At 62.9% G+C, this 23,704-nt stretch carries 22 protein-coding genes; 11 read left to right on the top strand and 11 right to left on the bottom strand.

What is annotated here, in order from left to right; translation table 11 throughout:
• Positions 1 to 25: 25 nt before the first annotated feature.
• Positions 26 to 712, bottom strand: coding sequence for a YggS family pyridoxal phosphate-dependent enzyme (locus DBR46_RS18355; RefSeq protein WP_124527312.1), 687 nt, complete (start codon positions 710 to 712; stop codon positions 26 to 28).
• Positions 713 to 769: 57 nt separating this feature from the next.
• Between DBR46_RS18355 and DBR46_RS18350 the strand changes: the two genes are divergently transcribed.
• Complete coding sequence (locus DBR46_RS18350) at positions 770 to 1,804, top strand: type IV pilus twitching motility protein PilT (RefSeq protein WP_124527311.1); 1,035 nt, start codon at positions 770 to 772, stop codon at positions 1,802 to 1,804.
• Positions 1,805 to 1,942: 138 nt separating this feature from the next.
• Here DBR46_RS18350 and DBR46_RS18340 read toward each other — a convergent pair whose 3' ends face one another.
• A complete protein-coding gene (locus DBR46_RS18340; protein ID WP_124527309.1) occupies positions 1,943 to 2,569 on the bottom strand; it encodes a C40 family peptidase in 627 nt (208 codons plus the stop codon).
• Between the two features lie 249 nt (positions 2,570 to 2,818).
• Between DBR46_RS18340 and DBR46_RS18335 the strand changes: the two genes are divergently transcribed.
• Positions 2,819 to 3,247, top strand: a complete 429-nt coding sequence (locus tag DBR46_RS18335; protein WP_124527308.1) for a TM2 domain-containing protein — start codon at positions 2,819 to 2,821, stop codon at positions 3,245 to 3,247.
• A gap of 135 nt (positions 3,248 to 3,382) precedes the next feature.
• Here DBR46_RS18335 and DBR46_RS18325 read toward each other — a convergent pair whose 3' ends face one another.
• The 7 genes from DBR46_RS18325 to gshB form a co-directional block, all read right to left on the bottom strand.
• Positions 3,383 to 4,654, bottom strand: coding sequence for a dihydroorotase (locus tag DBR46_RS18325; RefSeq protein WP_124527307.1), 1,272 nt, complete (start codon positions 4,652 to 4,654; stop codon positions 3,383 to 3,385).
• Positions 4,651 to 5,655 carry an aspartate carbamoyltransferase catalytic subunit gene (locus DBR46_RS18320; RefSeq protein WP_124527306.1) on the bottom strand — a complete coding sequence of 335 codons (1,005 nt, stop codon included), beginning with the start codon at positions 5,653 to 5,655 and terminating at the stop codon, positions 4,651 to 4,653. The genes DBR46_RS18325 and DBR46_RS18320 overlap by 4 nt, the downstream gene beginning before the upstream one ends.
• Before the next feature lie 23 nt (positions 5,656 to 5,678).
• Complete coding sequence (gene pyrR / locus DBR46_RS18315; protein ID WP_124527305.1) at positions 5,679 to 6,185, bottom strand: bifunctional pyr operon transcriptional regulator/uracil phosphoribosyltransferase PyrR; 507 nt, start codon at positions 6,183 to 6,185, stop codon at positions 5,679 to 5,681.
• Between the two features lie 73 nt (positions 6,186 to 6,258).
• Positions 6,259 to 6,696 (bottom strand): Holliday junction resolvase RuvX, encoded by a 438-nt coding sequence (gene ruvX, locus DBR46_RS18310; protein WP_005792259.1) that lies wholly within the window; start codon positions 6,694 to 6,696, stop codon positions 6,259 to 6,261.
• Positions 6,696 to 7,265: a YqgE/AlgH family protein gene (locus DBR46_RS18305; RefSeq protein ID WP_124527304.1), complete on the bottom strand. Its 570-nt coding sequence runs from the start codon at positions 7,263 to 7,265 to the stop codon at positions 6,696 to 6,698. Before DBR46_RS18305 ends, ruvX begins: the two co-directional genes overlap by 1 nt.
• Positions 7,266 to 7,439: 174 nt before the next feature.
• Positions 7,440 to 8,345, bottom strand: coding sequence for an energy transducer TonB (locus tag DBR46_RS18295; protein ID WP_124527302.1), 906 nt, complete (start codon positions 8,343 to 8,345; stop codon positions 7,440 to 7,442).
• A 77-nt stretch (positions 8,346 to 8,422) separates the two neighbouring features.
• Positions 8,423 to 9,376 carry a glutathione synthase gene (gene gshB / locus DBR46_RS18290; protein WP_124527301.1) on the bottom strand — a complete coding sequence of 318 codons (954 nt, stop codon included), beginning with the start codon at positions 9,374 to 9,376 and terminating at the stop codon, positions 8,423 to 8,425.
• 239 nt (positions 9,377 to 9,615) lie between these two features.
• Between gshB and pilG the strand changes: the two genes are divergently transcribed.
• The 6 genes from pilG (at position 9,616) to DBR46_RS18260 (ending at position 19,473) form a co-directional block, all read left to right on the top strand.
• The gene (gene pilG / locus DBR46_RS18285) at positions 9,616 to 10,023 is read left to right on the top strand and encodes a twitching motility response regulator PilG (RefSeq protein ID WP_026137140.1); all 408 of its coding nucleotides are present in this window, start codon (positions 9,616 to 9,618) and stop codon (positions 10,021 to 10,023) included.
• A 46-nt stretch (positions 10,024 to 10,069) separates the two neighbouring features.
• The gene (gene pilH / locus DBR46_RS18280) at positions 10,070 to 10,435 is read left to right on the top strand and encodes a twitching motility response regulator PilH (RefSeq protein WP_124527300.1); all 366 of its coding nucleotides are present in this window, start codon (positions 10,070 to 10,072) and stop codon (positions 10,433 to 10,435) included.
• A gap of 12 nt (positions 10,436 to 10,447) precedes the next feature.
• A complete protein-coding gene (locus tag DBR46_RS18275) occupies positions 10,448 to 10,972 on the top strand; it encodes a chemotaxis protein CheW (RefSeq protein WP_017739428.1) in 525 nt (174 codons plus the stop codon).
• Positions 10,969 to 13,020, top strand: a complete 2,052-nt coding sequence (locus DBR46_RS18270; RefSeq protein WP_124527299.1) for a methyl-accepting chemotaxis protein — start codon at positions 10,969 to 10,971, stop codon at positions 13,018 to 13,020. Before DBR46_RS18275 ends, DBR46_RS18270 begins: the two co-directional genes overlap by 4 nt.
• A 185-nt stretch (positions 13,021 to 13,205) precedes the next feature.
• On the top strand, positions 13,206 to 19,025 hold the full coding sequence (locus tag DBR46_RS18265) for an Hpt domain-containing protein (protein ID WP_124527298.1): 5,820 nt from the start codon (positions 13,206 to 13,208) through the stop codon (positions 19,023 to 19,025).
• Positions 19,018 to 19,473, top strand: coding sequence for a chemotaxis protein CheW (locus DBR46_RS18260; protein WP_124527297.1), 456 nt, complete (start codon positions 19,018 to 19,020; stop codon positions 19,471 to 19,473). The genes DBR46_RS18265 and DBR46_RS18260 overlap by 8 nt, the downstream gene beginning before the upstream one ends.
• A 147-nt stretch (positions 19,474 to 19,620) precedes the next feature.
• Here the strand turns inward: DBR46_RS18260 and DBR46_RS18255 are convergent, their stop codons facing one another.
• The gene (locus DBR46_RS18255) at positions 19,621 to 19,905 is read right to left on the bottom strand and encodes a HigA family addiction module antitoxin (RefSeq protein ID WP_124527296.1); all 285 of its coding nucleotides are present in this window, start codon (positions 19,903 to 19,905) and stop codon (positions 19,621 to 19,623) included.
• Between the two features lie 433 nt (positions 19,906 to 20,338).
• Here DBR46_RS18255 and DBR46_RS18250 point away from each other — a divergent pair, with 433 nt between their 5' ends.
• The gene (locus tag DBR46_RS18250) at positions 20,339 to 20,584 is read left to right on the top strand and encodes a DUF6124 family protein (protein ID WP_124527295.1); all 246 of its coding nucleotides are present in this window, start codon (positions 20,339 to 20,341) and stop codon (positions 20,582 to 20,584) included.
• Positions 20,585 to 20,713: 129 nt separating this feature from the next.
• On the top strand, positions 20,714 to 21,331 hold the full coding sequence (locus tag DBR46_RS18245) for a hemolysin III family protein (RefSeq protein WP_124527294.1): 618 nt from the start codon (positions 20,714 to 20,716) through the stop codon (positions 21,329 to 21,331).
• A gap of 125 nt (positions 21,332 to 21,456) precedes the next feature.
• On the opposite strand, the gene DBR46_RS18240 is transcribed toward DBR46_RS18245, so the two are convergent.
• Positions 21,457 to 22,359 carry a LysR family transcriptional regulator gene (locus tag DBR46_RS18240; protein ID WP_124527293.1) on the bottom strand — a complete coding sequence of 301 codons (903 nt, stop codon included), beginning with the start codon at positions 22,357 to 22,359 and terminating at the stop codon, positions 21,457 to 21,459.
• Between the two features lie 108 nt (positions 22,360 to 22,467).
• Here DBR46_RS18240 and DBR46_RS18235 point away from each other — a divergent pair, with 108 nt between their 5' ends.
• Positions 22,468 to 23,700 (top strand): D-amino acid dehydrogenase, encoded by a 1,233-nt coding sequence (locus DBR46_RS18235; RefSeq protein ID WP_124527292.1) that lies wholly within the window; start codon positions 22,468 to 22,470, stop codon positions 23,698 to 23,700.
• Positions 23,701 to 23,704 lie beyond the last annotated feature (4 nt).

Here is a 23,704-nt window from a genome sequence, read left to right as displayed (position 1 = left end):
CTTATTCAGTGAAAAGTCAGCCATTTCACGGCTGGCCGTAGTCGCGGGCGCCAAACAGTGCGGTACCGATCCGCACCCAGGTGGCGCCTTGGGCGATGGCTGACTCAAGGTCGTGGCTCATGCCCATGGAAAGTGTGTCGAGCGGCAGATTCAAACCGGCTTGCAGCTCACGCACCGTGGCGAAGGCTGCATCTTGCGCGGCACGATCTTCCGTCGGCTCGGGAATCGCCATCAAGCCCCGCAGCTGCAAGCGCGGCAGGGCGCTGATCGCCTGGGCCAGGGCCGGCAGGTCGGCGGGCGTACAGCCGGACTTGCTGGCTTCGCCACTGACGTTGACCTGGATGCAGATGTTCAGCGGTGGCAGGTCAGCCGGGCGTTGTTCGGACAGGCGTTGTGCGATTTTCAGGCGTTCCACGGAATGCACCCAAGCGAAGTTCTCGGCGATAGCGCGCGTCTTGTTCGATTGAATGGGGCCGATGAAGTGCCAACTCAAGGGCAGGTCGGTTAATTCTGCCTGTTTGCCCAGGGCCTCTTGCAGGTAGTTCTCGCCAAAGTCGCGCATCCCGGCGGCGTAGGCTTCACGCACGGCCTGGGCGGGTTTTGTCTTGCTCACGGCCAGCAGGTGGACGCTGTTTGCGTCACGCTGGGCGGCGTCGGCGGCGGCGCGGATACGCTGGCTAACCAGCTCAATGTTGTCTGCTATCGTGGACATTCAAGATGCGCCCGTGGACATGGAGTCCGCGGCATTCTACTGGAAATGGAAAGCCCTATGGATATCACTGAACTGCTGACGGCAGGCGTGCGCCGTGGCGCGTCCGACCTGCATTTGTCGGCCGGCCTGGCGCCGATGCTGCGTGTGGATGGCGAGGTCTGGCCGCTGGATTGGCCGGTGCTGTCGGCGCCCCAAGTGGCGGATTTGCTCAGCCCTCTGCTCAATCAACACCAGCAAAAGGATTTCGAAACATCTCTTGAAACGGATTTTGCCTTCGAGCTGCCGGGCGTGGCGCGGTTCCGGGTGAATGTGTTCCAGCAGGATCGCGGCATGGGCGCGGTGTTTCGCACCATTCCCCATGAGGTCCAGAGCCTGCAAAGCCTGGGCCTGGGGGAAGTCTTCCAGCGTATCGCCCAACTGCCCCGTGGCCTGGTGCTGGTTACCGGGCCGACCGGTTCGGGCAAGTCCACCACCCTGGCGGCGATGATCGACTATCTCAATCAGCATCGACGCCAGCACATCCTCACACTGGAAGACCCCATCGAATTTATCCACAGGCCAAAAGCCGCACTGATCAACCAGCGTCAGGTGCACCGGGATACCCACAGCTTTTCGGCGGCGTTGCGCTCGGCGCTGCGGGAGGACCCGGATGTGATTCTGTTGGGTGAACTGCGCGACCTGGAAACCATCCGCCTGGCCCTGACGGCCGCTGAGACCGGGCACCTGGTGTTTGGCACCCTGCACACCGCATCGGCGGCCAAGACCGTGGATCGGCTGGTGGATGTGTTTCCGGCAGGGGAAAAGGCCATGGTCCGCTCGATGCTATCGGAGTCGTTGCAGGCGGTGGTGTCCCAGGTGCTGGTGAAAAAACTTGGCGGCGGGCGTGTGGCGGCTCATGAAATCCTGTTGGGCACACCGGCGGTCCGCAATTTGATTCGCGAGGACAAGGTGGCGCAACTGGTCTCGGCGATCCAGACCGGCGGGGCGTTGGGGATGAAGACGCTGGATATGAGCTTGAAGGCGCTGGTGGGCGAGGGAGTTGTCAGTCGGGAAGTTGCGCGGGAGAAGGCGAGGGTGCCTGGGGATATTTAGCTCTCGAGAACACTGAAAATCCAATGTGGGAGCGGGCTTGCTCGCGAAAGCGGTGGATCAGTCAGCTCATCTGATACTGATACACCGCATTCGCGAGCAAGCCCGCTCCCACATTTTGTACTGCATTGCAGCTTGAAATCAGCGTTGCACGACCCGCAGGTTGTTCTGCTCTTTCGGCAAAACGCGCTTGGCAATCACGTAGTTCTTATCCCAGAACGGCTTCTTCAGCGTGTCGATGCTTACCGACTTGCCGCGACGCGGTGCGTGGATAAAGCGGTCGTTGCCCAGGTAGATGGCGACGTGGTTGACCTGGCGGCTCTTCAGTTTGAAGAACAACAGGTCGCCCGGCTTCAAGTCCTTGCGATCAACCTTCTGCCCGTGGCCGGCGGCCATGGCATTGGAAGTGCGCGGCAGGTCCACTGCAGCAACGTCGTTAAACGCATATTTCACCAAACCACTGCAATCGAACCCTTTACTTGGGCTGCTGCCGCCCCAACGATAAGGGGTACCGAGCACGTTGACGGCGCGGCTGAGGACATTGCTGCTTTGCTTGGTGTTGACGCCGACCAGGCCGTTAGCGTGGGCCTTGCTCAGTTGAGTCGGGCGGTTGACGGTCAGTTTGACCGCCTTGGTGGTGCCGGGTGTGCTGTGAACTTTAGGGGTGAAACCATTAACGTTCGGAAGTCGTTGCTCACGATTGGTGGCGTGGGCGGCCAGTGGCATTAATAGGCAAATGGTTAGCCATGTCTTGAAAAATGGTCGCATTAGGCGTGGCTCTTTTTGGTTTGCGCGCAACTTTATAACAGCTTTTTGTGTCGTTATAAGGCCGTTTGTCGATTGAACCTTGGGGTCAAAGTCAGCAAAAACGCGACGAATCGCCGCAATTGTCCTACACAAGTCAGGTGGCATAAGGCTTTGCGGGAGGGAAGATACCATCGGCCACACGTCGGGCGCCCGTAAAAAAGTCACAAAGAAAATGAAAATATTTATCTATCGAGGCAAAAGAGGTACGCCATGAACACCTATCGGCAAGATGTTTCGCAGCACGACACGCACAGTAAGGTGATCGGTTACCTGCTCTGGATTTTTGGATTTACCGGCGCGCACCGCTTCTATTACGGCAAACCCGTGACCGGCACGATCTGGTTTTTCACCTTCGGTCTGCTGGGCATTGGCTGGCTGATCGACCTGTTCCTGATCCCGGCCATGGACCGTGAAGCCGATCTGCGGTTTACCGCAGGGCCCATCGAATACAACGTGGCCTGGATTCTGTTGACGTTCCTGGGGGTGTTCGGTGTGCACCGCATGTATCAGGGCAAATGGATCACCGGCTTGATCTACCTGCTGACCGGCGGTTTGTTCCTGGTGGGGGTGCTGTATGACTTCTGGACGTTGAATACGCAGATTTCGATCCGCAATGCCGAGCGTAACAACGGCCGCTGATTTTTCAGAGGTTTATGCAAAACCCAATGTGGGAGCGGGCTTGCTCGCGAATGCGGTAGATCAGTCAACATCTTCAGCGACTGACACTCCGCATTCGCGAGCAAGCCCGCTCCCACATTTTTTACCGTGCCCGCTTTAGGCCTGGTAGGTAATCCGGCCGTCGACCAGGGTGTAACGCACCGCCGCCGGCAGGCTATGGCCCATGAACGGGCAGTTTTCGCCCTTCGACAGCCAATGCTCGCCCGCCACGGTGGAGCTGGCCGGGTCAAACAGCACCACGTCCGCTGCCGCACCCACGGCCAGCTTGCCTGCTGGCAGGCGCAACGCCTCGGCCGGGCCAGTGCTCAGACGTGCCAGTAGCGTCGGCAGGTCCAGCAGACCTTCTTCCACCAACGTCATCGCCAACGGCAACAACAGCTCAACACTGCTGATCCCCGGCTCTGTCGCACCAAACGGCGCCAACTTGGCATCACGCTCGTGGGGCTGGTGGTGGCTGGAAATCGCCGAAACCACACCGGATTTAACCGCCGCCCGCAAACCGTCGCGGTCGGCACGGGTGCGCAGCGGTGGCTGCACGTGGTACAGGCTGGAGAAGTCGATCAGCGCCTCGTCCGTCAGAATCAGCTGGTACAACGCCACATCCGCCGTTACCGGCAAGCCACGGGCCTGGGCCTGGGCGATCAGGGCGACACCGCGGGCGCTGGTCAGTTGGCTGAAGTGCGCGCGCACGCCGCTTTGTTCCACCAGCAGCAGGTCGCGGGCCAGAGCCACGGTCTCGGCAGTTTCCGGAATGCCCGGCAGGCCGAGGAAGCTGGCCACGGCGCCTTCATGGGCCAGGCCGCCTTCGGCCAGGTCGCGGTCCTGGGAGTGGAAGATCACCGTCAGGTCGAAGGTGGCCGCGTATTCCAGGGCGCGGCACAGGGTGCGGGTGCTGCGAAAGCTTTCCAGGCCGTTGCCGAAGGCCACGCAACCGGCGTCGCGCAGGGCGATCAGTTCGGCGAGTTGTTCGCCTTCCAGGCCTTTGCTCAGGGCGCCGATGGGGAACACTTTGCAATTGCCGGCTTCACGGGCGCGGTCGAGGATCAGCTCGGTCACCGCCGAGGTGTCGAGGATCGGCTTGGTGTGCGGCGGGCAGCACAGGCTGGTCACGCCACCGGCTGCCGCCGCGCGGGTTTCGCTGATGATGCTGCCTTTGCGGCTGTAGCCCGGTTCGCGCAGGGCGACGTTCAGGTCCACCAGGCCAGGTGCGGCCACCAGGCCTTTGGCGTCGATGGTTTCCATCGGGCTGAAACCGGCAGGCGCAGCGCCGATGGCAATGATCTTGCCGGCTTCCAGGTGCAGATCGGTAACTTGATCCAGGCCACTGGCCGGATCGATGACGCGGGCGCCGAGGATGCTGAGCTTCACTGGGCGTTCTCCTGCTCGAATTGACGTTGCGCGGTTTGCCCGCTCATGGCCATGGACAGCACGGCCATGCGGATGGCGATGCCGTAGGTGACCTGGTTCAGGATCACCGATTGCGGACCGTCGGCCACCGCCGACTCAATCTCCACGCCACGGTTGATCGGGCCCGGGTGCATCACGATGGCATCCGGCTTGGCGCCGGCCAAACGTGCGGTGGTCAGGCCGAACAGGCGGTAGAACTCACCTTCGCTCGGCAGCAGGCCACCGGACATGCGCTCGCGTTGCAGGCGCAGCATGATCACCACGTCCACATCCTTGAGGCCTTCGGCCATGTCGGTGTAGACCTTCACGCCGTATTGCTCGATGCCGACCGGCAGCAGGGTTTTTGGCGCGATCACGCGGATGTCCGGGCAACCCAGGGTTTTCAGGGCGAGCATGTTCGAGCGTGCGACCCGCGAGTGCAGGATGTCGCCGACGATGGCCACCGAGAGGTTTTCAAAGCTGCCCTTGTGCCGACGGATGGTGAGCATGTCGAGCATGCCCTGGGTCGGGTGGGCGTGACGGCCGTCGCCGCCGTTGATGATCGCGACCTGCGGGCACACGTGCTCGGCGATGAAATGCGCGGCGCCGGAGTCGCCGTGGCGTACCACAAACATGTCGGCGGCCATGGCTTCGAGGTTGCGCAGGGTGTCGAGCAGGGTTTCGCCCTTGCTCGCCGACGAGGTGGACACGTTCAGCGTGATCACATCGGCCGACAGCCGTTGGGCCGCCAGTTCAAAGGTGGTGCGGGTGCGGGTGGAGTTCTCGAAGAACACATTGCAGATGGTCTTGCCGCGCAGCAGCGGGACCTTCTTCACCGCGCGGCCACCGACTTCGAGGAACGAGTCGGCAGTGTCGAGGATTTCGGTGAGCAGTTCGCGGGGCAAACCGTCGAGGGACAAAAAGTGTTGCAACTGACCCTGAGCATTGAGCTGCAGCGGGCGCTTGGCATCTAGAGGCGTCATCGCGGGGACTCTTTACAAGGGGTTTAAAGGGCGAGGTCTTGCAGTTCGAGTTCGAGCGGCGAGGGACCGGACAATTTTACCCGCTGGTGGGGGGCAAGCGACAGCGTGGCGCCGACCACATCCGGGCTGATCGGCAATTCGCCAGCGTCCAGGTCCAGCAGGCAGACCAGCGTCACGCTGGCCGGGCGGCCGTAGTCGAACAGTTCGTTCATGGCGGCGCGGATCGTGCGCCCGCTCATCAGCACGTCGTCGATCAGCACCAGGTGCTGGCCTTCGATCTCGAACGGCAGGGCCGAGGGGCGTACTTGCGGGTGCAGGCCGTTCTGGCTGAAGTCGTCGCGGTAGAAGGACACGTCTAGGGTGCCGAGCGGCGAATCGCTGCCCAACTCTTGCAGCAATGCCTGGGCGACCCACACACCGCCGGTGCGAATGCCGATGAAGCGTGGCTCGCTGATGTTGCGGTGTTGCAGATGGGCCGTGAGGCTTGTGGCCATCTGGCTGATCAGTTCGGCGGGGTTCGGCAGGCTCATGCAGGCTCCTTCAGGACCTAGGCGCAGGCAAGGTCCGGGCTCAAACGTAAAAAGACGCGGCAAGCCGCGTCAGTCAGGATTCAAATAAAGCGGTGTTTTCATCCAGCCAACCCTGCAACAGCAAGGCGGCGGCGATGGCGTCGACGGGGTTGTCGCGGTAACTGCCCTTCTGCCCGCCACGGTCGCGGCGTTCACCTTTGGCTTCAAAGGTGGTGAGGCGTTCGTCGTGGGTATAGAAGGGCAGGTTGTAGCGGCCATTGAGGCGGCGGGCGAATTTTTCGGCGCGCAGGCACATGTCGCTGGGGGTGCCGTCCATGTTCAGGGGCAGGCCGACCACCACGGCGTCGGGCTTCCACTCCTTGATCAGGGCTTCGACCTGGTTCCAGTCGGGTATGCCGTTCTGGGCTTTCAAGGTGCACAGCTCGCGGGCCTGGCCGGTGATGACCTGGCCTACCGCTACGCCGATCTGTTTGGTGCCGTAGTCAAACCCGAGGATCAAACGCAAAGCCATCAGGCGTGCCCCGCCTGGCTGGTCAGCAGGTTGAGGTTGACGCGCAGCTTGGCGGCCGCGGCCTCCAGGCGCAGTTCGACGGGGGTGTTGAACAGGATATCGGCGTCAAACGGGCAGCTCAGCCAGGCGTTACTGGCCAGTTCCGCTTCCAGTTGCCCCGCTTCCCAGCCGGCATAACCGAGGGTGATCACGCTTTGTTCGGGGCCCACGCCGTCGGCGATGGCGAACAGCACGTCCTGGGACGTGGACAGCGACACACCCTCAAGGTCGACCGTGGCCTGGAACTTCGGCCCGGTGGGGTGCAGCACAAAACCGCGATCGGTCTGTACCGGCCCGCCGATGTAGATCGGTACATGCTGGCAACGGGCCGGTGGGTCGATCTCAGGGCGCAGTTGCTCAAGAATATCCGCCAGGTTCAGGTCTTGCGGGCGGTTCACCACCAACCCCATGGCACCATTGGCCGTGTGCTCGACGATGTAGGTCAAGGTCTGCGCAAAGTTCGGGTCGGCCATGTGGGGCATGGCGATCAGGAATTGGTGCTTTAGGTAGGTCGGGCTGACGTTTTTCATGTCCGCTAGTGTGGCGTTGGAGGGGCGAACTGACAAGTCTGATCATCTGTGGGCATATGACTGTGGCGAGGGAGCTTGCTCCCGTTGGACTGCGCAGCAGGCCCATTTTTTGGGGCCGCTTCGCAGCCCAGCGGGAGCAAGCTCCCTCGCCACAACAAGGCTGCTCTTGAGGCCTCAGTTGCTGGAGAGGCGGTCACCCTTGGCGAACTTCCAGGTGCGGATGATTTCCAGGCGATCGATGTCGTTCAAGTCCCCGGTAAACGGCGCAAACGGGGCGGCCAGGCGCACGATGCGTTGGGCGGCCTGGTCCAGCAGCGGTTGGCCGGACGATTCCAGCACCTGCACTTCATATAACGAACCATCGCGGTTGATCGACACCAGCAAGCGCAAATTGCCATAGATCTGCTGGCGACGGGCTTCGTCCGGGTAGTTGAGGTTGCCGATGCGCTCGACCTTCTTGCGCCATTCGTCCTTATACCAGGCGCCCTTGTCGCGCATGGTCGAGGCCGCGTTCAGGCGGTAGATGCGCGGGCGCTTGGCATAGAGCTGTTGTTCGTTGGCCAGTTCGGCTTCGAGGCTGGAGATCTGGTCGGACAGCTGCGAACTGTCGAAAGTCGGCGCCGGCTTGGCGGGCTCGGGTTTGGGCTCTGTCTTGGCTTTTTCCGGCTGGGTCGCGGCTTTTTGCGGCTTGGGCGCCACGGTGGTCACGGTTGCCTTGGGCGCCGCCTGCTGGACCTCAGGCTTGGGCGTCGGCGGCGGGGTGACCTTATTCACCTTGTTGTCCTGGAACGGCGCCACTTCGGTGGTCTTGGGCACCGCTTTCTTGTCCAGGGTACCGCTGCCCTGCTGGTTGTCCTGGGCGAGAAAGTCGGCCTTTTCGGGCGCCTTTTCGCTCTTGAACGTGGCGAGGGTGATTTCCAGGGTTCGGGTGATCTGCTTGGGCTCGACCATGGTGAAGCCGATGCCGAGGATCAGGGCCAGGTGAATCAACGCGGCGAGGAACAGGGTAAATCCGAGCCGATCAGCCGGGCGCACGCCGCTGTGGGAGAGTTCGGGGGGCAGATCGGACGGGAGTGTCATGACAAAGGAACCAACATCGCGCGTTTCACAGGTGGCGCATGATAACGCAATGTTGGTTTGTGTCCGGCTGTTCTATGTCACTTGGCTTGTAGCTTGCGCTCGATGGCGGCCATCAGCATTTCGCCGATATTGGTGCCGAACGCGTTGTCGATCTCGCGGATGCAGGTCGGGCTGGTGACGTTGATTTCGGTCAGGTGCTCACCGATCACGTCCAGGCCTACAAACAGCAGTCCCTTTTCCCGCAGGGTTGGACCCACCTGCGAAGCAATCCAGCGGTCCTTGTCCGACAACGGTCGCGCTTCACCACGGCCACCGGCCGCCAGGTTGCCCCGGGTCTCGCCGGCTGCCGGGATGCGCGCCAGGCAGTAATCCACCGGCTCGCCGTCGATCATCAGGATACGCTTGTCGCCGTCCTTGATCGCCGGCAGGTAGGCCTGGCCCATGATCTGCTGGGTGCCCAGGGCAGTCAGGGTTTCGAGGATCACCGACAGGTTCGGGTCGCCGGCGCGGTGACGGAAGATCGAGGTGCCGCCCATGCCGTCCAGCGGTTTGAGGATCACATCACCGTGTTTGGCGGCAAATTCACGCAGCACGTCGGCACGGCGGCTGACCACGGTCGGCGGCGTGCACTGTGGGAACAGGGTGGCGAACAGCTTTTCATTGCAGTCGCGCAGGCTCTGCGGCTTGTTGACGATCAGCACGCCGGCGCGTTCGGCCTGCTCCAGCAGGTAGGTGGAGTAGACGAACTCCATGTCGAACGGCGGGTCCTTGCGCATCAGGATCACGTCGAGGTCGCTCAGCGGGCTGTCGACTTCGTCCTGCAGTTCGAACCACTTTTCAGGGTTGGCGAACACCTGCAGCGGGCGCATGCGTGCGCGGGCCTCGCCGTCGCCCTGGTACAGGTCGCGCTGCTCCATATAGAACAGGGTCCAGCCGCGGGCCTGGGCGGCCAGGAGCATGGCCAGCGAGCTGTCCTTTTTATAGGAAATGCTGGCAATAGGGTCCATGACAATGCCGACGCGAACGCTCATGGGGGATTTCCTCTAGCAAATTAGGGCGCATAAAAGTGGCGTCAGAGTGGCGCTGCGGCTGTTGTGGGTCAAGGAAAAACCACCTGGCCGGTTGCTCGATAGATTGCGCCCGGAGACTGTGCTAAAAAGACTGCCACGGCGCAGCAGCCCTTGAATTCCAAGGCTTGCGGCGCTCATCCTGTGCAACATCAGGCAGTACACACCGAAAACCGATTCGCTGTGGCGATGGTAGAGCAGATATGGAACAGCATTCCAACGCCTTGAGAGTGATGGTGATCGACGATTCAAAGACGATCCGCCGCACCGCCGAAACCCTGTTGAAGAACGCAGGGTGCGAGGTCATCACGGCCATCGACGGTTTCGATGCCCTGGCGCGGATTGTTGATCATCACCCGCACATTATCTTTGTCGACATCATGATGCCGCGCCTGGATGGCTATCAGACCTGCGCCCTGGTGAAGAACAACCCGGCGTTCAAGTCGATCCCGGTGATCATGCTGTCCTCCAAGGACGGCCTGTTCGACAAGGCCAAGGGGCGTATCGTCGGTGTCGATCAGTTTTTGACCAAGCCGTTCAGCAAGGAAGAACTGCTGGGTGCGATCAAGGCCTACGTGCCTGCCTTCGCCGCAGTAGAACAAGCACACTGACACCGCCCCACAAGGGCCGGCGTCCACCAATGTAGTGGGGAAAACCATGGCACGTGTTCTGATCGTCGACGATTCGCCGACCGAAATGTACAAATTGACCAGCATGCTGGAAAAGCATGGCCACCAGGTCCTCAAGGCCGAGAACGGCGCCGATGGCGTGGCCCTGGCCCGTGACCAGAAGCCCGACGCGGTGTTGATGGATATCGTGATGCCAGGGCTGAACGGCTTCCAGGCCACACGCCAGTTGACCAAGGATGCCGAAACCAGCCACATCCCGGTGATCATCATCACCACCAAGGACCAGGAAACCGACAAGGTCTGGGGCACCCGCCAGGGCGCGCGGGACTACCTGACCAAGCCGGTCGAAGAAGAGACCCTGATCAAGACCCTGAACTCGGTGCTGGCCGGCTGACGGCAGGCGATCATGACCGAGTCGCAAACCGCCTTCGAGCTGTTGCTGGACATCGACCGCCGCTGCCGCTTGTTGGCCGCCGACCTGCCGTCCCAGGAAACCCGCCAGCAGGGTTGGAGCGGCATCGGGTTTCGCGTGGGTGCGCATTGGTTTGTCGCGCCGATGGGCGAAGTGGCCGAAGTGCTGCATGAGCCGCGCTGCACTTTAATGCCCGGGGTCAAGGCCTGGGTCAAGGGAGTGGCTAACCTGCGTGGGCGTTTGTTGCCGGTGATGGACCTGGGTGGGTTCCTCGGCCAGGCGCTGTCCAAGGCACGCAAGCAACGGCGTGTGCTGGTGGTGGAATACAACGACCTGTTTGTCGGGCTGTTGGTGGACGAGGTGGTGGGTATGCAGCATTTCGCACAAGACGCGCTGTTGGCGAACGCCAGCGCCGGCGCGCCGTTTATCCAGGGCCAGTTCGACGGCGACCAGCTGTGGCAGGTCTTCAGCCCCTTCGCTCTGGCCCAGGCCCCAGGCTTCATGGATGTCGCCGCATGACCACCGCTACCACGCCCAAACCCCAGGCCGGCTCGCGCAGCCGTTCACAGATCATCGTGCTGTTTATCGCGCTGATTGTGTTCATCATGCTGCTGTTCGCCAACTTCGCCTACCTCAACACCCAGTCCACCTACGACAAGCAGTACATCGGCCACGCCGGTGAATTGCGCGTGTTGTCCCAACGCATCGCCAAGAACGCCACCGAAGCCGCAGCCGGTAAAGCGGCCGCGTTCAAACTGCTCGGCGAGGCGCGCAACGACTTCGCCCAGCGCTGGGGCTACCTGAAAAAAGGCGACCCGGAAACCGGCCTGCCCGCCGCACCCAGTGCGGTACGCGCCGAGATGCGCGCGGTGCAGACCGACTGGGAAGCGCTGCTGAAAAACACCGACGCGATCCTTGCCAGCGAACAGACCGTACTGTCCCTGCACCAAGTGGCCGCGACCCTCGCCGAAACCGTGCCGCAATTGCAGATGGAGTCGGAAAAGGTCGTCGATATCCTCTTGCAACGCGGTGCCCCGGCCAGCCAGGTGGCGTTGGCCCAGCGCCAATCGTTGCTGGCCGAGCGCATCCTCGGCGCGGTCAACACCGTGCTGGCCGGCGACGAAACCGCCGTGCAGGCCGCCGACGCCTTTGGCCGCGACGCCAACCGCTTCGGCCAGGTGCTCAACGGCATGCTCCAGGGCAACGCCGGGCTGCGCATCACCCAGGTCGAAGACCGCGACGCCCGCGCGCGGCTGGCAGAGATCTCGGAGCTGTTCGAGTTTGTCTCCGGCTCCGTGGATGAAATCCTCGAAACCTCGCCGCAACTGTTCCAGGTGCGCGCCTCGGCGAGCAATATCTTCAACCTCTCGCAAACCCTGCTCGATGAAGCCTCGCACCTGGCCACCGGCTTTGAAAACCTCGCCAGCGGGCGCACCTTCGACACCATCGGCGGCTACGTCCTGGGTTTGCTGGCGCTGGCCTCGATCATCCTGATCGGCCTGGTGATGGTGCGTGAAACCAACCGTCAGTTGCACGAAACCGCCGAGAAGAACGAGCGCAACCAGAACGCGATCATGCGCCTGCTGGATGAAATCGAAGATCTCGCCGACGGCGACCTCACCGTGACCGCCTCGGTGACCGAAGACTTCACCGGCACCATCGCCGATTCGATCAACTATTCCGTGGACCAACTGCGCGACCTGGTCGCCACCATCAACCTCACCGCTGGCCAGGTCGCTGGCGCGGTGCAGGACACCCAGGCCACCGCCATGCACCTGGCCCAGGCCTCGGAGCATCAGGCCCAGCAGATTGCCGAAGCGTCTACGGCGATCAACCAGATGGCCCAGTCCATCGACCAGGTTTCGGCCAACGCCGCAGAGTCCTCGGCGGTGGCGGAGCGTTCGGTGGAGATCGCCAACAAGGGCAACGAGGTGGTGCACAACACCATCCACGGCATGGACAACATTCGCGAGCAGATCCAGGACACCGCCAAGCGCATCAAGCGCCTGGGCGAGTCGTCCCAGGAGATCGGCGACATCGTCAGCCTGATCGACGACATCGCCGACCAGACCAACATCCTTGCCCTTAACGCCGCAATCCAGGCCAGCATGGCCGGGGATGCCGGGCGCGGTTTTGCCGTGGTTGCCGATGAAGTGCAGCGCCTGGCCGAACGCTCATCGGCCGCGACGCGGCAGATCGAAACCCTGGTGCGGGCGATCCAGGCCGACACCAACGAAGCGGTCATCTCCATGGAACAGACCACCACCGAAGTGGTGCGCGGCGCACGGCTGGCGCAAGACGCCGGCGTGGCCCTGGAAGAGATCGAAGGCGTGTCGAAAACCCTGGCGGCGCTGATCCAGAGCATCTCCAATGCGGCGCAGCAACAGACCTCGTCGGCGGGGCAGATTTCCCTGACCATGAACGTGATCCAGCAGATCACCAGCCAGACGTCGTCGGGCTCGACGGCCACTGCCGAGAGCATCGGCAACCTGGCGAAAATGGCCAGCCAGTTGCGCAGGTCGGTGTCGGGGTTCACCTTGCCGCCGGCCAAGCAGGCCGACCATTGAAATGCGATCCCACTGTGGACGCGGACTTATGTGGGAGCGGGCTTGCTCGCGAATGCGGTGTATCAGTCGCCGGATACATCAACTGACAGATTGCATTCGCGAGCAAGCCCGCTCCCACATTTGATCTCCATTTGTCTGGAGATCTTGGCCACACCAGCAACCCACGAATTCTAAGCGGAGCAGTTATGGTTGATCGGCACGACTACGTGGCCCTCGAATGGGTCAAGGGCGACATTGCCGAAACCCTGAAACAGGCCCGTTCGGCGCTGGACGCGTTTGTCGAAACCGGCGACAGCGCCGTCATCGCCCAGTGCCTGGCCGGCATCCACCAGGTGCATGGTGCGCTGCAAATGGTCGAGTTCTACGGCGCGGCGTTGCTGGCCGAAGAGATCGAGCACCTGGCCCTGGCGTTCCAGGCCGGGCAGGTCAGCCAGCGCGATGAAAGCATCCGCCTCCTGCAACAGGCCCTCAGCCAACTGCCGCTGTACCTTGACCGCGTACACAGTGCCCGCCGCGACTTGCCGCTGGTGGTGCTGCCGCTGCTCAACGACCTGCGCAGTGCGCGCGGCGAAAGCCTGTTGTCGGAAACCAGCCTGTTCAGCCCGCAACTGCTGTCGATTGCGCCGTTACCCGACGAAGCCCTGGCCCAACGCGCGACGCCCGACCTGCAAGCGCAACTGCGCCAGTGGCACCAACTGCTGCAACAAGCCCTCGCCGGGTTGCTGCGCGAAGACCATGGCCCGAGCAACCTGGAAGACATGGCGCGGGTGTTCGCGCGCCTTGAAGCGCTGTGCCAGGGCGCGCCGTTGTTGCCGCTGTGGCAAGTCACCTCGGCGCTGGTCGAAGGCATGCTCACCGGCGTGATCGCCAACAGCCCGGCGCTGCGCAGCCTGCTCAAGGCCAGCGACAAACAACTCAAGCGTTTGCTGGCCCAGGGCATTGGCGGGATCAACCAGCCGGCGCCGGATGAGTTGCTCAAGAGCCTGTTGTTCTACGTGGCCAAAGTCACCCGGCCGACGCCGCGCATGCAAAGCCTCAAGGAACGCTACGGCCTGGATGAAGCCTTGCCCGACAGCGCGGTGGTGGACGCCGAGCGCGCGCGGCTGGCCGGGCCGGATCGCAATGCCATGGGCTCGGTGCTCGGCGCCTTGTGCGAAGAACTGGTGCGGGTCAAGGAACGCCTCGACCTGTTCGTGCGCAGTGACCGCCAGCACACCAGCGACCTCGATGCGTTGCTCGCGCCGTTGCGGCAGATTGCCGACACCCTGGCGGTGCTGGGTTTCGGCCAGCCGCGCAAAGTCATCATCGACCAGCTCGCTGTGGTGCTGAGCCTGGCCCAGGGCCAACGCGAACCCAACGACGCCGTGTTGATGGACGTTGCGGGCGCGTTGCTTTACGTCGAAGCGACGCTGGCGGGGATGGTCGGCACCGTCGAGCCGGAAAGCCGTGAAGAAAGCCGCTTGCCCACCACCGACCTGACGCAGATCCACCAGTTGGTGATCCGCGAATCCTGCCAATGCCTGCGCCAGGCCAAAGAACTGGTGATCGACTGCCTGGAAGCCGATTGGGACAGGCAGCGCCTGGAATCCCTGCCGGAACTGCTTAGCCAGGTGCGCGGCGCGTTGGCGATGATCCCGCTGCCACGGGCGGCGAGCCTGATGCGCGGTTGCACCGACTACGTCGATGAAGAACTGATGCTCAATGACACGGCGCCGTCCGCCGACGACCTGGCGTATTTCGCCGACGTGATCAGCAGCCTGGAGTACTACCTCGAACGCATGCTCCAGGACCCCGACGCCGACGGCGAACGGGTCCTGGAAACCGCCACCCAGGCCTTGGCGGCGCTGGGTTACCTGCCGGCGGAAAAACCCTGGCGCCAAGCGCTGGTGGCGCCGGACGGTGTGTTGTCCACCGAGGCTGCACCGAGCCAGTCGCAGTTCGACGCGCTGGCCAACCCGACGTCGCGCCTCAACCCCCCCGCGCTGCAACGCCCGGGCAGCCTGTTGCCGCCACCGGCCGACGAAGAACCCATCGACGATGAACTGCGCGAAGTGTTCCTCGAAGAGACCGATGAAGTCCTTGACGTGCTGCACCGCCACCTGGCGAGCGCGGCCGATAAAACCGCCCTGGGCGAGATGCGCCGAGCCTTCCACACCTTGAAAGGCAGCGGCCGCATGGTCCGCGCCCTGGTCTTGGCGGAGCTGGCCTGGGCCGTGGAAAACCTGCTCAACCGCGTGCTGGAGCGCAGCGTGAACCTTGGCCCAGAGGTGCAACAGGTACTGGATGAGGCGGTGGCCCTGCTGCCGGAATTGATCGCCGACTTTGCCACCGACGACCAACACCAGCGCGACGAAGTCGACGCCCTGGCCGCCCGCGCCCACGCGCTGGCCAGTGGCACCGCCGTGCCGGCCGCCGAACCCCATGACCCGATGCTGCTGGAGATCTTCCGTAACGAAGCCCAGAGCCACCTGGACAGCCTCAACCACTTCCTGCAACAAGCCGCCGAACATATGCCGCTGCAAGTCAGCGATGAACTGCAACGCGCCCTGCACACCCTCAAGGGCAGTGCGTACATGGCCGGCGTGTTGCCCATCGCCGAACTGGCGCGGCCGCTGGATCACCTGACCCGCGAATACAAGGCGCACCGCCTGCCGCTGGACCTGGATGAAGTGGAGTTGCTGCTGGAAGCCGAAGGCCTCTTCCAGCGCGGCTTGCGCCACTTGGACCGCGACCCGCTGGCGCCGATCAAAGGCGCGCCGGACCTGATCACGCGCATCCAGGCCCTGCTCGATCAGCAACTGGCCGCCTTGCTCGACGCGCCCAACACCGGCCTGCGCATCAAGCGCGACCCGCAACTGATCGCCAACTTCCTGGCCCAGGGCATGGACATCCTGCTCGACGCCGAAACCCTGTTGCGCCGCTGGCAACAGCACCCTGGCGAGCGTCAGGAACTCACCGCGCTGCTGGATGAGCTGACCACGCTGGGGGAGGGCGCGCACATCGCCGACCTGCACGCCATCGACGAACTGTGCGAAGCCTTGCTCGACCTGTATGGCGCCGTGGAAGAGAGCAGCCTGGCGGTCAGCGAGCGCTTCTTCCAGGAGGCCGAACTGGCCCATGAAGCGCTGATCAACATGCTCGACCAACTCGCCGCCGGCCAGGAAATCAGCCCGGTGCCGGCACGCCTGCAAGCCCTGCGCGAGCTACTGGACGAAGCCCTCGACCCGTCCGCCACCGGCCTGGTCAAAAGCGACGGCAGCCGCGCGCTGAGCATCGCCGAACTGGGCGCCGCCACGGCGCAGCTGGACCAGGACACGGCGGTGGACGATGAGATCGTCGAGATCTTCCTCGAAGAAGCCGTGGACATCCTCGACAGCGCCGGGCAGTCCCTCAAGCGCTGGCTGCTGGAGCCCGACGGCGTCGCGCCGCTGTCGTCGCTGCAACGGGACATGCACACCCTCAAGGGCGGCGCACGCATGGCCGAAATTACCCCGGTGGCCGAGCTGGCCCATGAGCTGGAAGGGCTTTACGAAGGCTTGGTGGACCGCCGCTACAGTTACTCCGCCGAGCTGTCCCAGGTGCTGATGGCTTGCCATGAACGCCTGGCCTTGCAACTGGACGAACTGCAACAGCAGCAGCCCCTGAGCGACAGCGCGGAGCTGGTGGCCAAGGTGAGGGCGTTGCGCCAGAGCACGCCGCCGGCCGCTGCGGCCCAGGCAGTGGAAAGCCCCGGCGCCGACCCTGAACTGCTGGATATTTTCCTCGAAGAAGCCGCCGATATCCTCGACAGCTCCGGCAGCGCCTTGCTGCGCTGGCAGGCCGAACCGGGCAACCGCCAGGAAGTCGAAACCCTGCTGCGTGACCTGCACACCCTCAAGGGTGGCGCGCGCATGGTCGAGATCGGGCCGATTGGCGATCTGGCCCACGAGCTGGAATTTCTCTACGAAGGCTTGTCGGCGGGCTTGCTGGCACCGTCGGCGGAATTGTTCGCCCTGCTGCAAGGCTGCCACGACCGTTTGGCGCAGATGATCGACGCGGTGGCGGATGGCTTGCCGGTGGGCTCGGTGGACAAACTCATCGAACGCATCAAAAGCCTGGTGCACCCGAGCACCGAGCCGGTGGTGCCGGTGGCGTTGGCGGCGAACAAGGCGGAGGCGGTGGTGGATCCTGCGGCCGACATGGTGAAGATCTCCGCCGAGCTGCTGGATGACCTGGTCAACCTGGCAGGCGAAACCTCAATCTTCCGTGGCCGCATCGAGCAGCAGGTCAACGATGCGCGCATTGCGCTGAGCGAGGTGGAAACCACCATCGAGCGCATGCGCGACCAACTGCGCCGCCTTGATACGGAAACCCAGGGTCGCATCCTCAGCCGCCAGCAGGCCGAGGCCGAGCGCCTGGGTTATGAAGAATTCGACCCGCTGGAAATGGACCGCCATTCACAGTTGCAGCAGCTGTCCCGGGCGTTGTCCGAATCCGCTTCCGACTTGCTCGACCTCAAGGACACCCTCGACCGGCGCAACAGCGATGCCCACGACCTGTTGCAGCAACAGGCGCGCATCAACACCGAGTTGCAAGAAGGTCTGATGCGCACGCGCATGGTGCCGTTCGAACGCATGTTGCCGCGCCTCAAGCGCATCGTGCGCCAAGTGGCGGGTGAGTTGGGCAAAGACGTGGAATTCATCGTCGGCAACGCCGAAGGCGAGATGGACCGCAACGTGCTGGAGCGCATGGCGGCGCCGTTGGAGCACATGCTGCGCAATGCGGTTGACCACGGCCTGGAATCCCGCGATGCGCGCCTGCTGGCGGGTAAACCGGAGAAGGGCCGCATCACCCTGGACCTGACCCACGAAGGCGGCGACATCGTTTTCGACATGCGCGACGACGGCGCCGGTGTGCCGCTGGAAGCGGTACGGCGCAAGGCGATCAAGCGCGGTTTGCTTGCGCCGGACCAGGAGATCAGCGACCGCGATGTGTTGCAGTTCATCCTGCAACCGGGGTTTTCCACGGCGGAAAAGATCACGCAGATTTCCGGGCGCGGCGTGGGTATGGACGTGGTGCATGAAGAGGTGCGCCAACTCGGTGGCTCGATGTTTATCGAGTCGACGCCGGGCGTGGGCGTGCACTTTCGCATTCGCTTGCCGTTTACCGTGTCGGTCAATCGCGCGTTGATGGTGCAGTGCGCGGACGATCAATACGCGATCCCGCTCAACACCATTGAAGGCCTGGTGCGGGTCATGCCCCATGAGCTGGCTGGGCACTATCAGCAAGATCCGCCGCGTTATGAATACGCCGGCCAGCGCTACGAACTGTTTTACCTGGGCGACCTGCTGCACACCGTCGGCCGCCCGAAACTGCTCGGCCAGTACCAGCCGGTGCCGGTGCTGTTGGTGCAGTGCAACGAGCGGCGGGTGGCGGTGCATGTGGATGCCATGGCGGGCACGCGGGAGATCGTGGTCAAGGGCCTGGGCCCGCAGTTTGCCGCGGTGCAGGGCTTGTCCGGCGCGACCATCCTCGGCGATGGCCGCGTGGTGCTGATCATCGACTTGCTCGCGCACATCCGCGCCCGCCAACCGGCCTTGCCGGCGCAGGCGGTGGATGCGCCGCTGGTGCTCAACGACCCGCTGAAAAAGCGCCCGCTGCTGGTGCTGGTGGTGGACGACTCGGTGACGGTGCGCAAAGTCACCAGCCGCCTGCTGGAACGCAATGGCATGAACGTGCTCACCGCCAAAGACGGCATCGACGCCATCGCCGTGCTCGAAGAACACACCCCGGACCTGATGCTGCTCGACATTGAAATGCCGCGCATGGACGGCTTCGAAGTGGCCATCCAGGTGCGCAACGACCCGCGCCTGATGCGCCTGCCGATCATCATGATCACCTCGCGCACCGGCCAGAAACACCGCGACCGCGCCATGGCCATCGGCGTCAACGACTACCTCGGCAAGCCGTACCAAGAGTCGGTGCTGCTGGAAAGCATCGCCTACTGGAGCAAGTCCCATGCTTGACCACCGCACCAGCCAACTCACCGGCCTGCTGCTGCCATTGGCCGACCGTCATTTGGTGCTGCCCAACGTCGCCATCGCCGAGTTGATCGACTACCAGCGCGGCGAACCGGCCAGCGATGCGCCACCGTGGTACCTGCGCCAAGTGACCTGGCGCGACCAGCAATTGCCGTTGATAAGCTTTGAAGCGGTGTGCGGTGAGGCGGTGATGACGGGGGAGCGTTCGCGGATCGTGGTGTTGAACACCTTGGGTGGGCGGCCGACGTTGAAGTTTATTGCGCTGGTGATCCAGGGCATTCCGCGCTCGTACAAGCTCGATAGCCAGTTGAGTTATGTGGATGTGCCGTTGTGCGCGCTGGAACTGGCGGCGGTGCAGGTGGGGGAGCATGTGGCGAAGGTGCCGGATTTGTTGGGGTTGGAAGCGCTGTTGGTGGAGTCCGGCCTGGCCTGATCTCAAACCCTGTGAAGATCGAATGTGGGAGCTGGCTTGCCTGTGATAGCGGTGTATCAGATGTTGATGCACTGGCTGACACACTGCTATCGCAGGCAAGCCAGCTCCCACAGTGGATCTTCTGTGTTTGGGAGACCGTGCCTGCTACTAAATCCGCGCAAACCGCTCAATCACCGGCTGTTCCCGATGCTCGGCCTGCCACAAATCATAAGCACTCTGCATCGACAGCCACAGCTGCCCGGTACTCACGCCTGCCCGTTCCAGCCGCACCGCCAAGTCCGGGCTGACCGGCGCACGCCCGTGCAAAATCCTTGAAAACGTCTCACGAGCAAACCCCAGATGCCGGGCCATTTCGGTGATGGTGATGCCCAGGGCAGGGATCACGTCTTCAAGCAGGATTTCGCCTGGGTGAGGGGGAGTGTGTATGGGCATTCTGGATCCTTCTTATGGCGCTGGGCATTCGGCTAAAGAGGCTAAAAGTGTCAGTTCCTAGCAACAACCCTAAAACGCTGTATGAAACTTCTTGTCTGCCGACGTTGGGCGATGCCTCGGATTTTTCCTGCAAGATTTTGGGCCAGGCATGAACTTGTCGCGTGCGGTCGGCGCGCCTAGTCTTCGTCCCGTCATCGCAAAAAACGGTGACACGGACGTGCAAGTCCGACGAAACTGTTTAGGCGTACAAACGCCCAGCCATCCAACGGGCGTTTTTTGTGCTCGCTGCTTTATGGCGGCTGCGCGCAGGAGGTCTTCGGACCTGCTGGGTGTCCTAAACAGGCCCGGTCTTGCACACCTGCGCACGGTCGCCACCCTCATTCGCGTGCAAGCGAACGGTGGCGCTCCTTACTGACTGTTTAGGAGCTTCATCATGATCAAACCGACCCCCAATCCCCCCACCCACCTCTTCACCGTCAACCCTCACCAAGACACCGAAGCCCTGCTGATCAACGCCAGCGAAACCCTGTCGTCCCTCAACGCCATGACCTGCAACCTGGCCTTCGACCTGGACACCTCCCAGCGCGCAATCATGCTCGGGATCCAGCAAATGGCAGAGCTTGGGCAGTTGTTGGTGGATCGAGCGCTGGAGCAGATTTCCCCCTCATCTGCGGCTTAACACTTGATCGTTCCCAAAAAGGGACCTATCGGTCCCTTTTTGGGACACTTTGGCGAGCCCCTTGCACTCTCCCTCACAACGCTAGACCCTTGCCCCTCATCGCTAACGGGATTTGGAGGTCAGTGGCGCATGTATCACGGTGAACGATTCAACGCCTGGAGCCACCTGCTCGGCGCGGTCGCGGCCTTTGCGGGGGCGGTGTGGATGTTGGTGGTGGCGAGCCTGGATGGCAGCCCCTGGAAGATTGTCAGCGTGGCGATCTATGGCGTCACGCTGCTGGTGCTGTACAGCGCGTCCACCGTGTACCACAGCGTGCGTGGGCGGCGGAAAGAGATCATGCAGAAGGTCGATCACTTTTCGATCTACCTGTTGATCGCCGGCAGTTACACGCCGTTTTGCCTGGTGACGCTACGCGGCCCTTGGGGTTGGACGTTGTTCGGGATTGTGTGGGGGCTGGCGGTGATTGGCATTTTGCAAGAGATCAAACCGCGTTCCGAGGCGCGCATCCTGTCGATCGTGATTTATGCGGTGATGGGCTGGATTGTGTTGGTGGCGGTCAAGCCGTTGATCGCTGCATTGGGGACGGCGGGGTTTACCTGGCTAGCGGCGGGTGGGGTGTTGTATACCGTTGGCATCATCTTTTTTGCTCTGGAGGATCGCTTGCGGCATTCCCATGGGATCTGGCACTTGTTTGTGATTGGCGGGAGTTTGCTGCATTTTGTGGCGATCATGCGGTATGTGCTCTGACAGCCGACAAAAATCCAAATGTGGGAGCTGGCTTGCCTGCGATAGCGGGCTGTCAGTTGATACATTTTTAGCTGACCCACCGCCATCGCAGGCAAGCCAGCTCCCACATTGGATCTTTGGTGCACTTACAAACGTTGCAGCAGTTCTTGGGCGCGCTGGCCAAATATCTCTAGTAGCTTCGCCAACATATGCGGCGGCGGCTCATCCGCGCGGGTCAGCGCATACAGCGTGATCGGCAGCGGCGGTGTCAGCGTGCGGATACAGGTAGTGGCGGTCGAGGCACCAAGTGCGGTGAAGGGGTCGATCACCGTGAGGCCGGCGCCGGATTCCACCATGGCGCGGGCCAGGGAATAGGTTTGCACCGAGATCGTCACCCGTGGCGGTGGGTCGACGTTTTCCAGGTAGCTGTCGAGTTTTGCCGCCAGCGGGTCGGCGCTGGACAGGCCGATCAACGGCGTGCCCGCCAGATCCGCCAAGGGCAGCGGCGTGCTCAAATCGGCGTCAGACCAATAGCCTTTGGACGCCAACGCCACCAACACGCCATTGGCCAGCACTTGCGTGGTCAACCCCGGATGCCCGGAGAAGTTTAGGGTGAGCGCCAGATCGATCTCACGCATCAGCAGCTTCTGCACCAGCTCGCGGCTGTGGTCGCTGGACAGCTCGCAGGCCATGTCCGGGTAGTCGCGTTTCCACTCCAGGATCGCCGGTGGCAGCAGTGACAGCGCCAGCGCGGGGATGGCGCCGATGCGCACGCTCTGGCCCGGTGCGCGGCGCAGGCTTTTGGCCAGGCGCCGCACGCCTTGCAGGCTTTCGGTGACTTTCTCGACCTCACGTTCCAGCGCCAACGCTTCCGGGGTGGGCTGCAATTTGCCGCGCACTCGCAGAAACAGCGGGAAACCCAGCTGCAACTCGGCGTGCTGCAACACCTTGGTTACCGCCGGTTGCGACACGTGCAGCAACTGCGCGGCGGCGCTGACGGAGCCGGTCTGGCGGATGGCCTGGAAGATTTCGATATGACGCAGGCGCATGGCAAGTCCATAACCTTTGTTTATAGGTGGCCCATCTTTATTCATTGTCGGTGGCCTGTCACCTGCCCCTAGTCTTGAGCCCTCTTAATTCAACGGTGGGTGGCGGGGATGGGCAGGCAGGTTTGCATCATCGGTGGCGGGGTTATTGGCTTGGCGAGCGCCTATGCGCTGGTGCGCGCCGGCCATGAAGTGACGGTGATCGACGCCCGCGACAGCCTGGGCAGCGAGACCAGCTTCGCCAACGGTGGGCAATTGTCCTACCGCTATGTCGCGCCGCTGGCCGATGCCGGCGTGCCGCTGCAAGCCATTGGTTGGTTGCTGCGCGGTGACTCGCCATTGAAGCTGCGCCCACGCCTCGACCCGCAGCAATGGCGCTGGATGGCCGCGTTTCTCGGCGCCTGCCGGGGCTCGGTCAACCAGCGCAATGCCGCGCACTTGCTGCGCCTGGCGTCGCTGAGCCAGACGACGTTGCAGCAATGGCGTGAGGATGATCGCCTGGACGGTTTCGACTGGCGGCGCAATGGCAAGCTGGTGACCTTTCGTAACGCCAGCTCCTTTGAGCACGCGCGCAGCAAGGTCGCCGATATCCTGCAACAGCAAGTGCTGTCGGCCGCCGATTGCGCGAGCCTGGAGCCGGCGTTGGCGGGGGGCGGTTTTGTCGGTGGGATCTATACGCCGAACGAAGAGGTGGCCGACTGTCACGCCTTCTGCCAGCGCTTGGCGGCGCGGCTGGAAGCGTCCGGGCGTTGCCGGTTTTTGCTGGGGCGCAAGGTCAGCGGGCTGCGTCATGCGTACGGCGTGGTGCAGGCCATCGAGTTGGGCGTCGAGGTGATGCCGGTCGAGCAACTGGTGCTTGCCGCCGGTTATCGCAGCGCCGATTTGGGCGTGTCGCTGCCGCTGTATCCGTTGAAAGGCTACAGCCTCAGCGTGCCGATTGGCGCGCAGCACCGGGCGCCGAATGTGAGCATCACCGACTATGACCGCAAGATCGTCTACGCACGCCTCGGCGAGCAATTGCGGGTGGCGGCCATGGTGGATATCGTCGGTTTTGATGCCAGCCTTGAACCCAAGCGCCTGGCGCTGATGAAACGCCAGGCGCTTGAGACTTTTCCGCTGGCCGGCGACTACGCCCATGCCGTGGAATGGGCCGGCATGCGCCCGGCCACCCCGACCGGCGTGCCGCTGATTGGCGCCGGCCAGTACCGCAACCTGTGGCTGAACCTCGGCCATGGTGCGCTGGGGTTCACCCTGGCCTGCGGCAGCGGCCAACTGCTCGCCGAATTGATCGGCCAACACGTCCCTTCCATCGATATGCAGGGCCTGGCGCCCCGCGCCGCTTAAGGAT

It is taken from the genome of Pseudomonas sp. KBW05, assembly GCF_003852405.1.
GTDB lineage: Bacteria > Pseudomonadota > Gammaproteobacteria > Pseudomonadales > Pseudomonadaceae > Aquipseudomonas.
The sequence above is the reverse complement of the archived record's forward strand: the minus strand, read 5'-3'. Positions and strand labels throughout refer to the sequence as shown.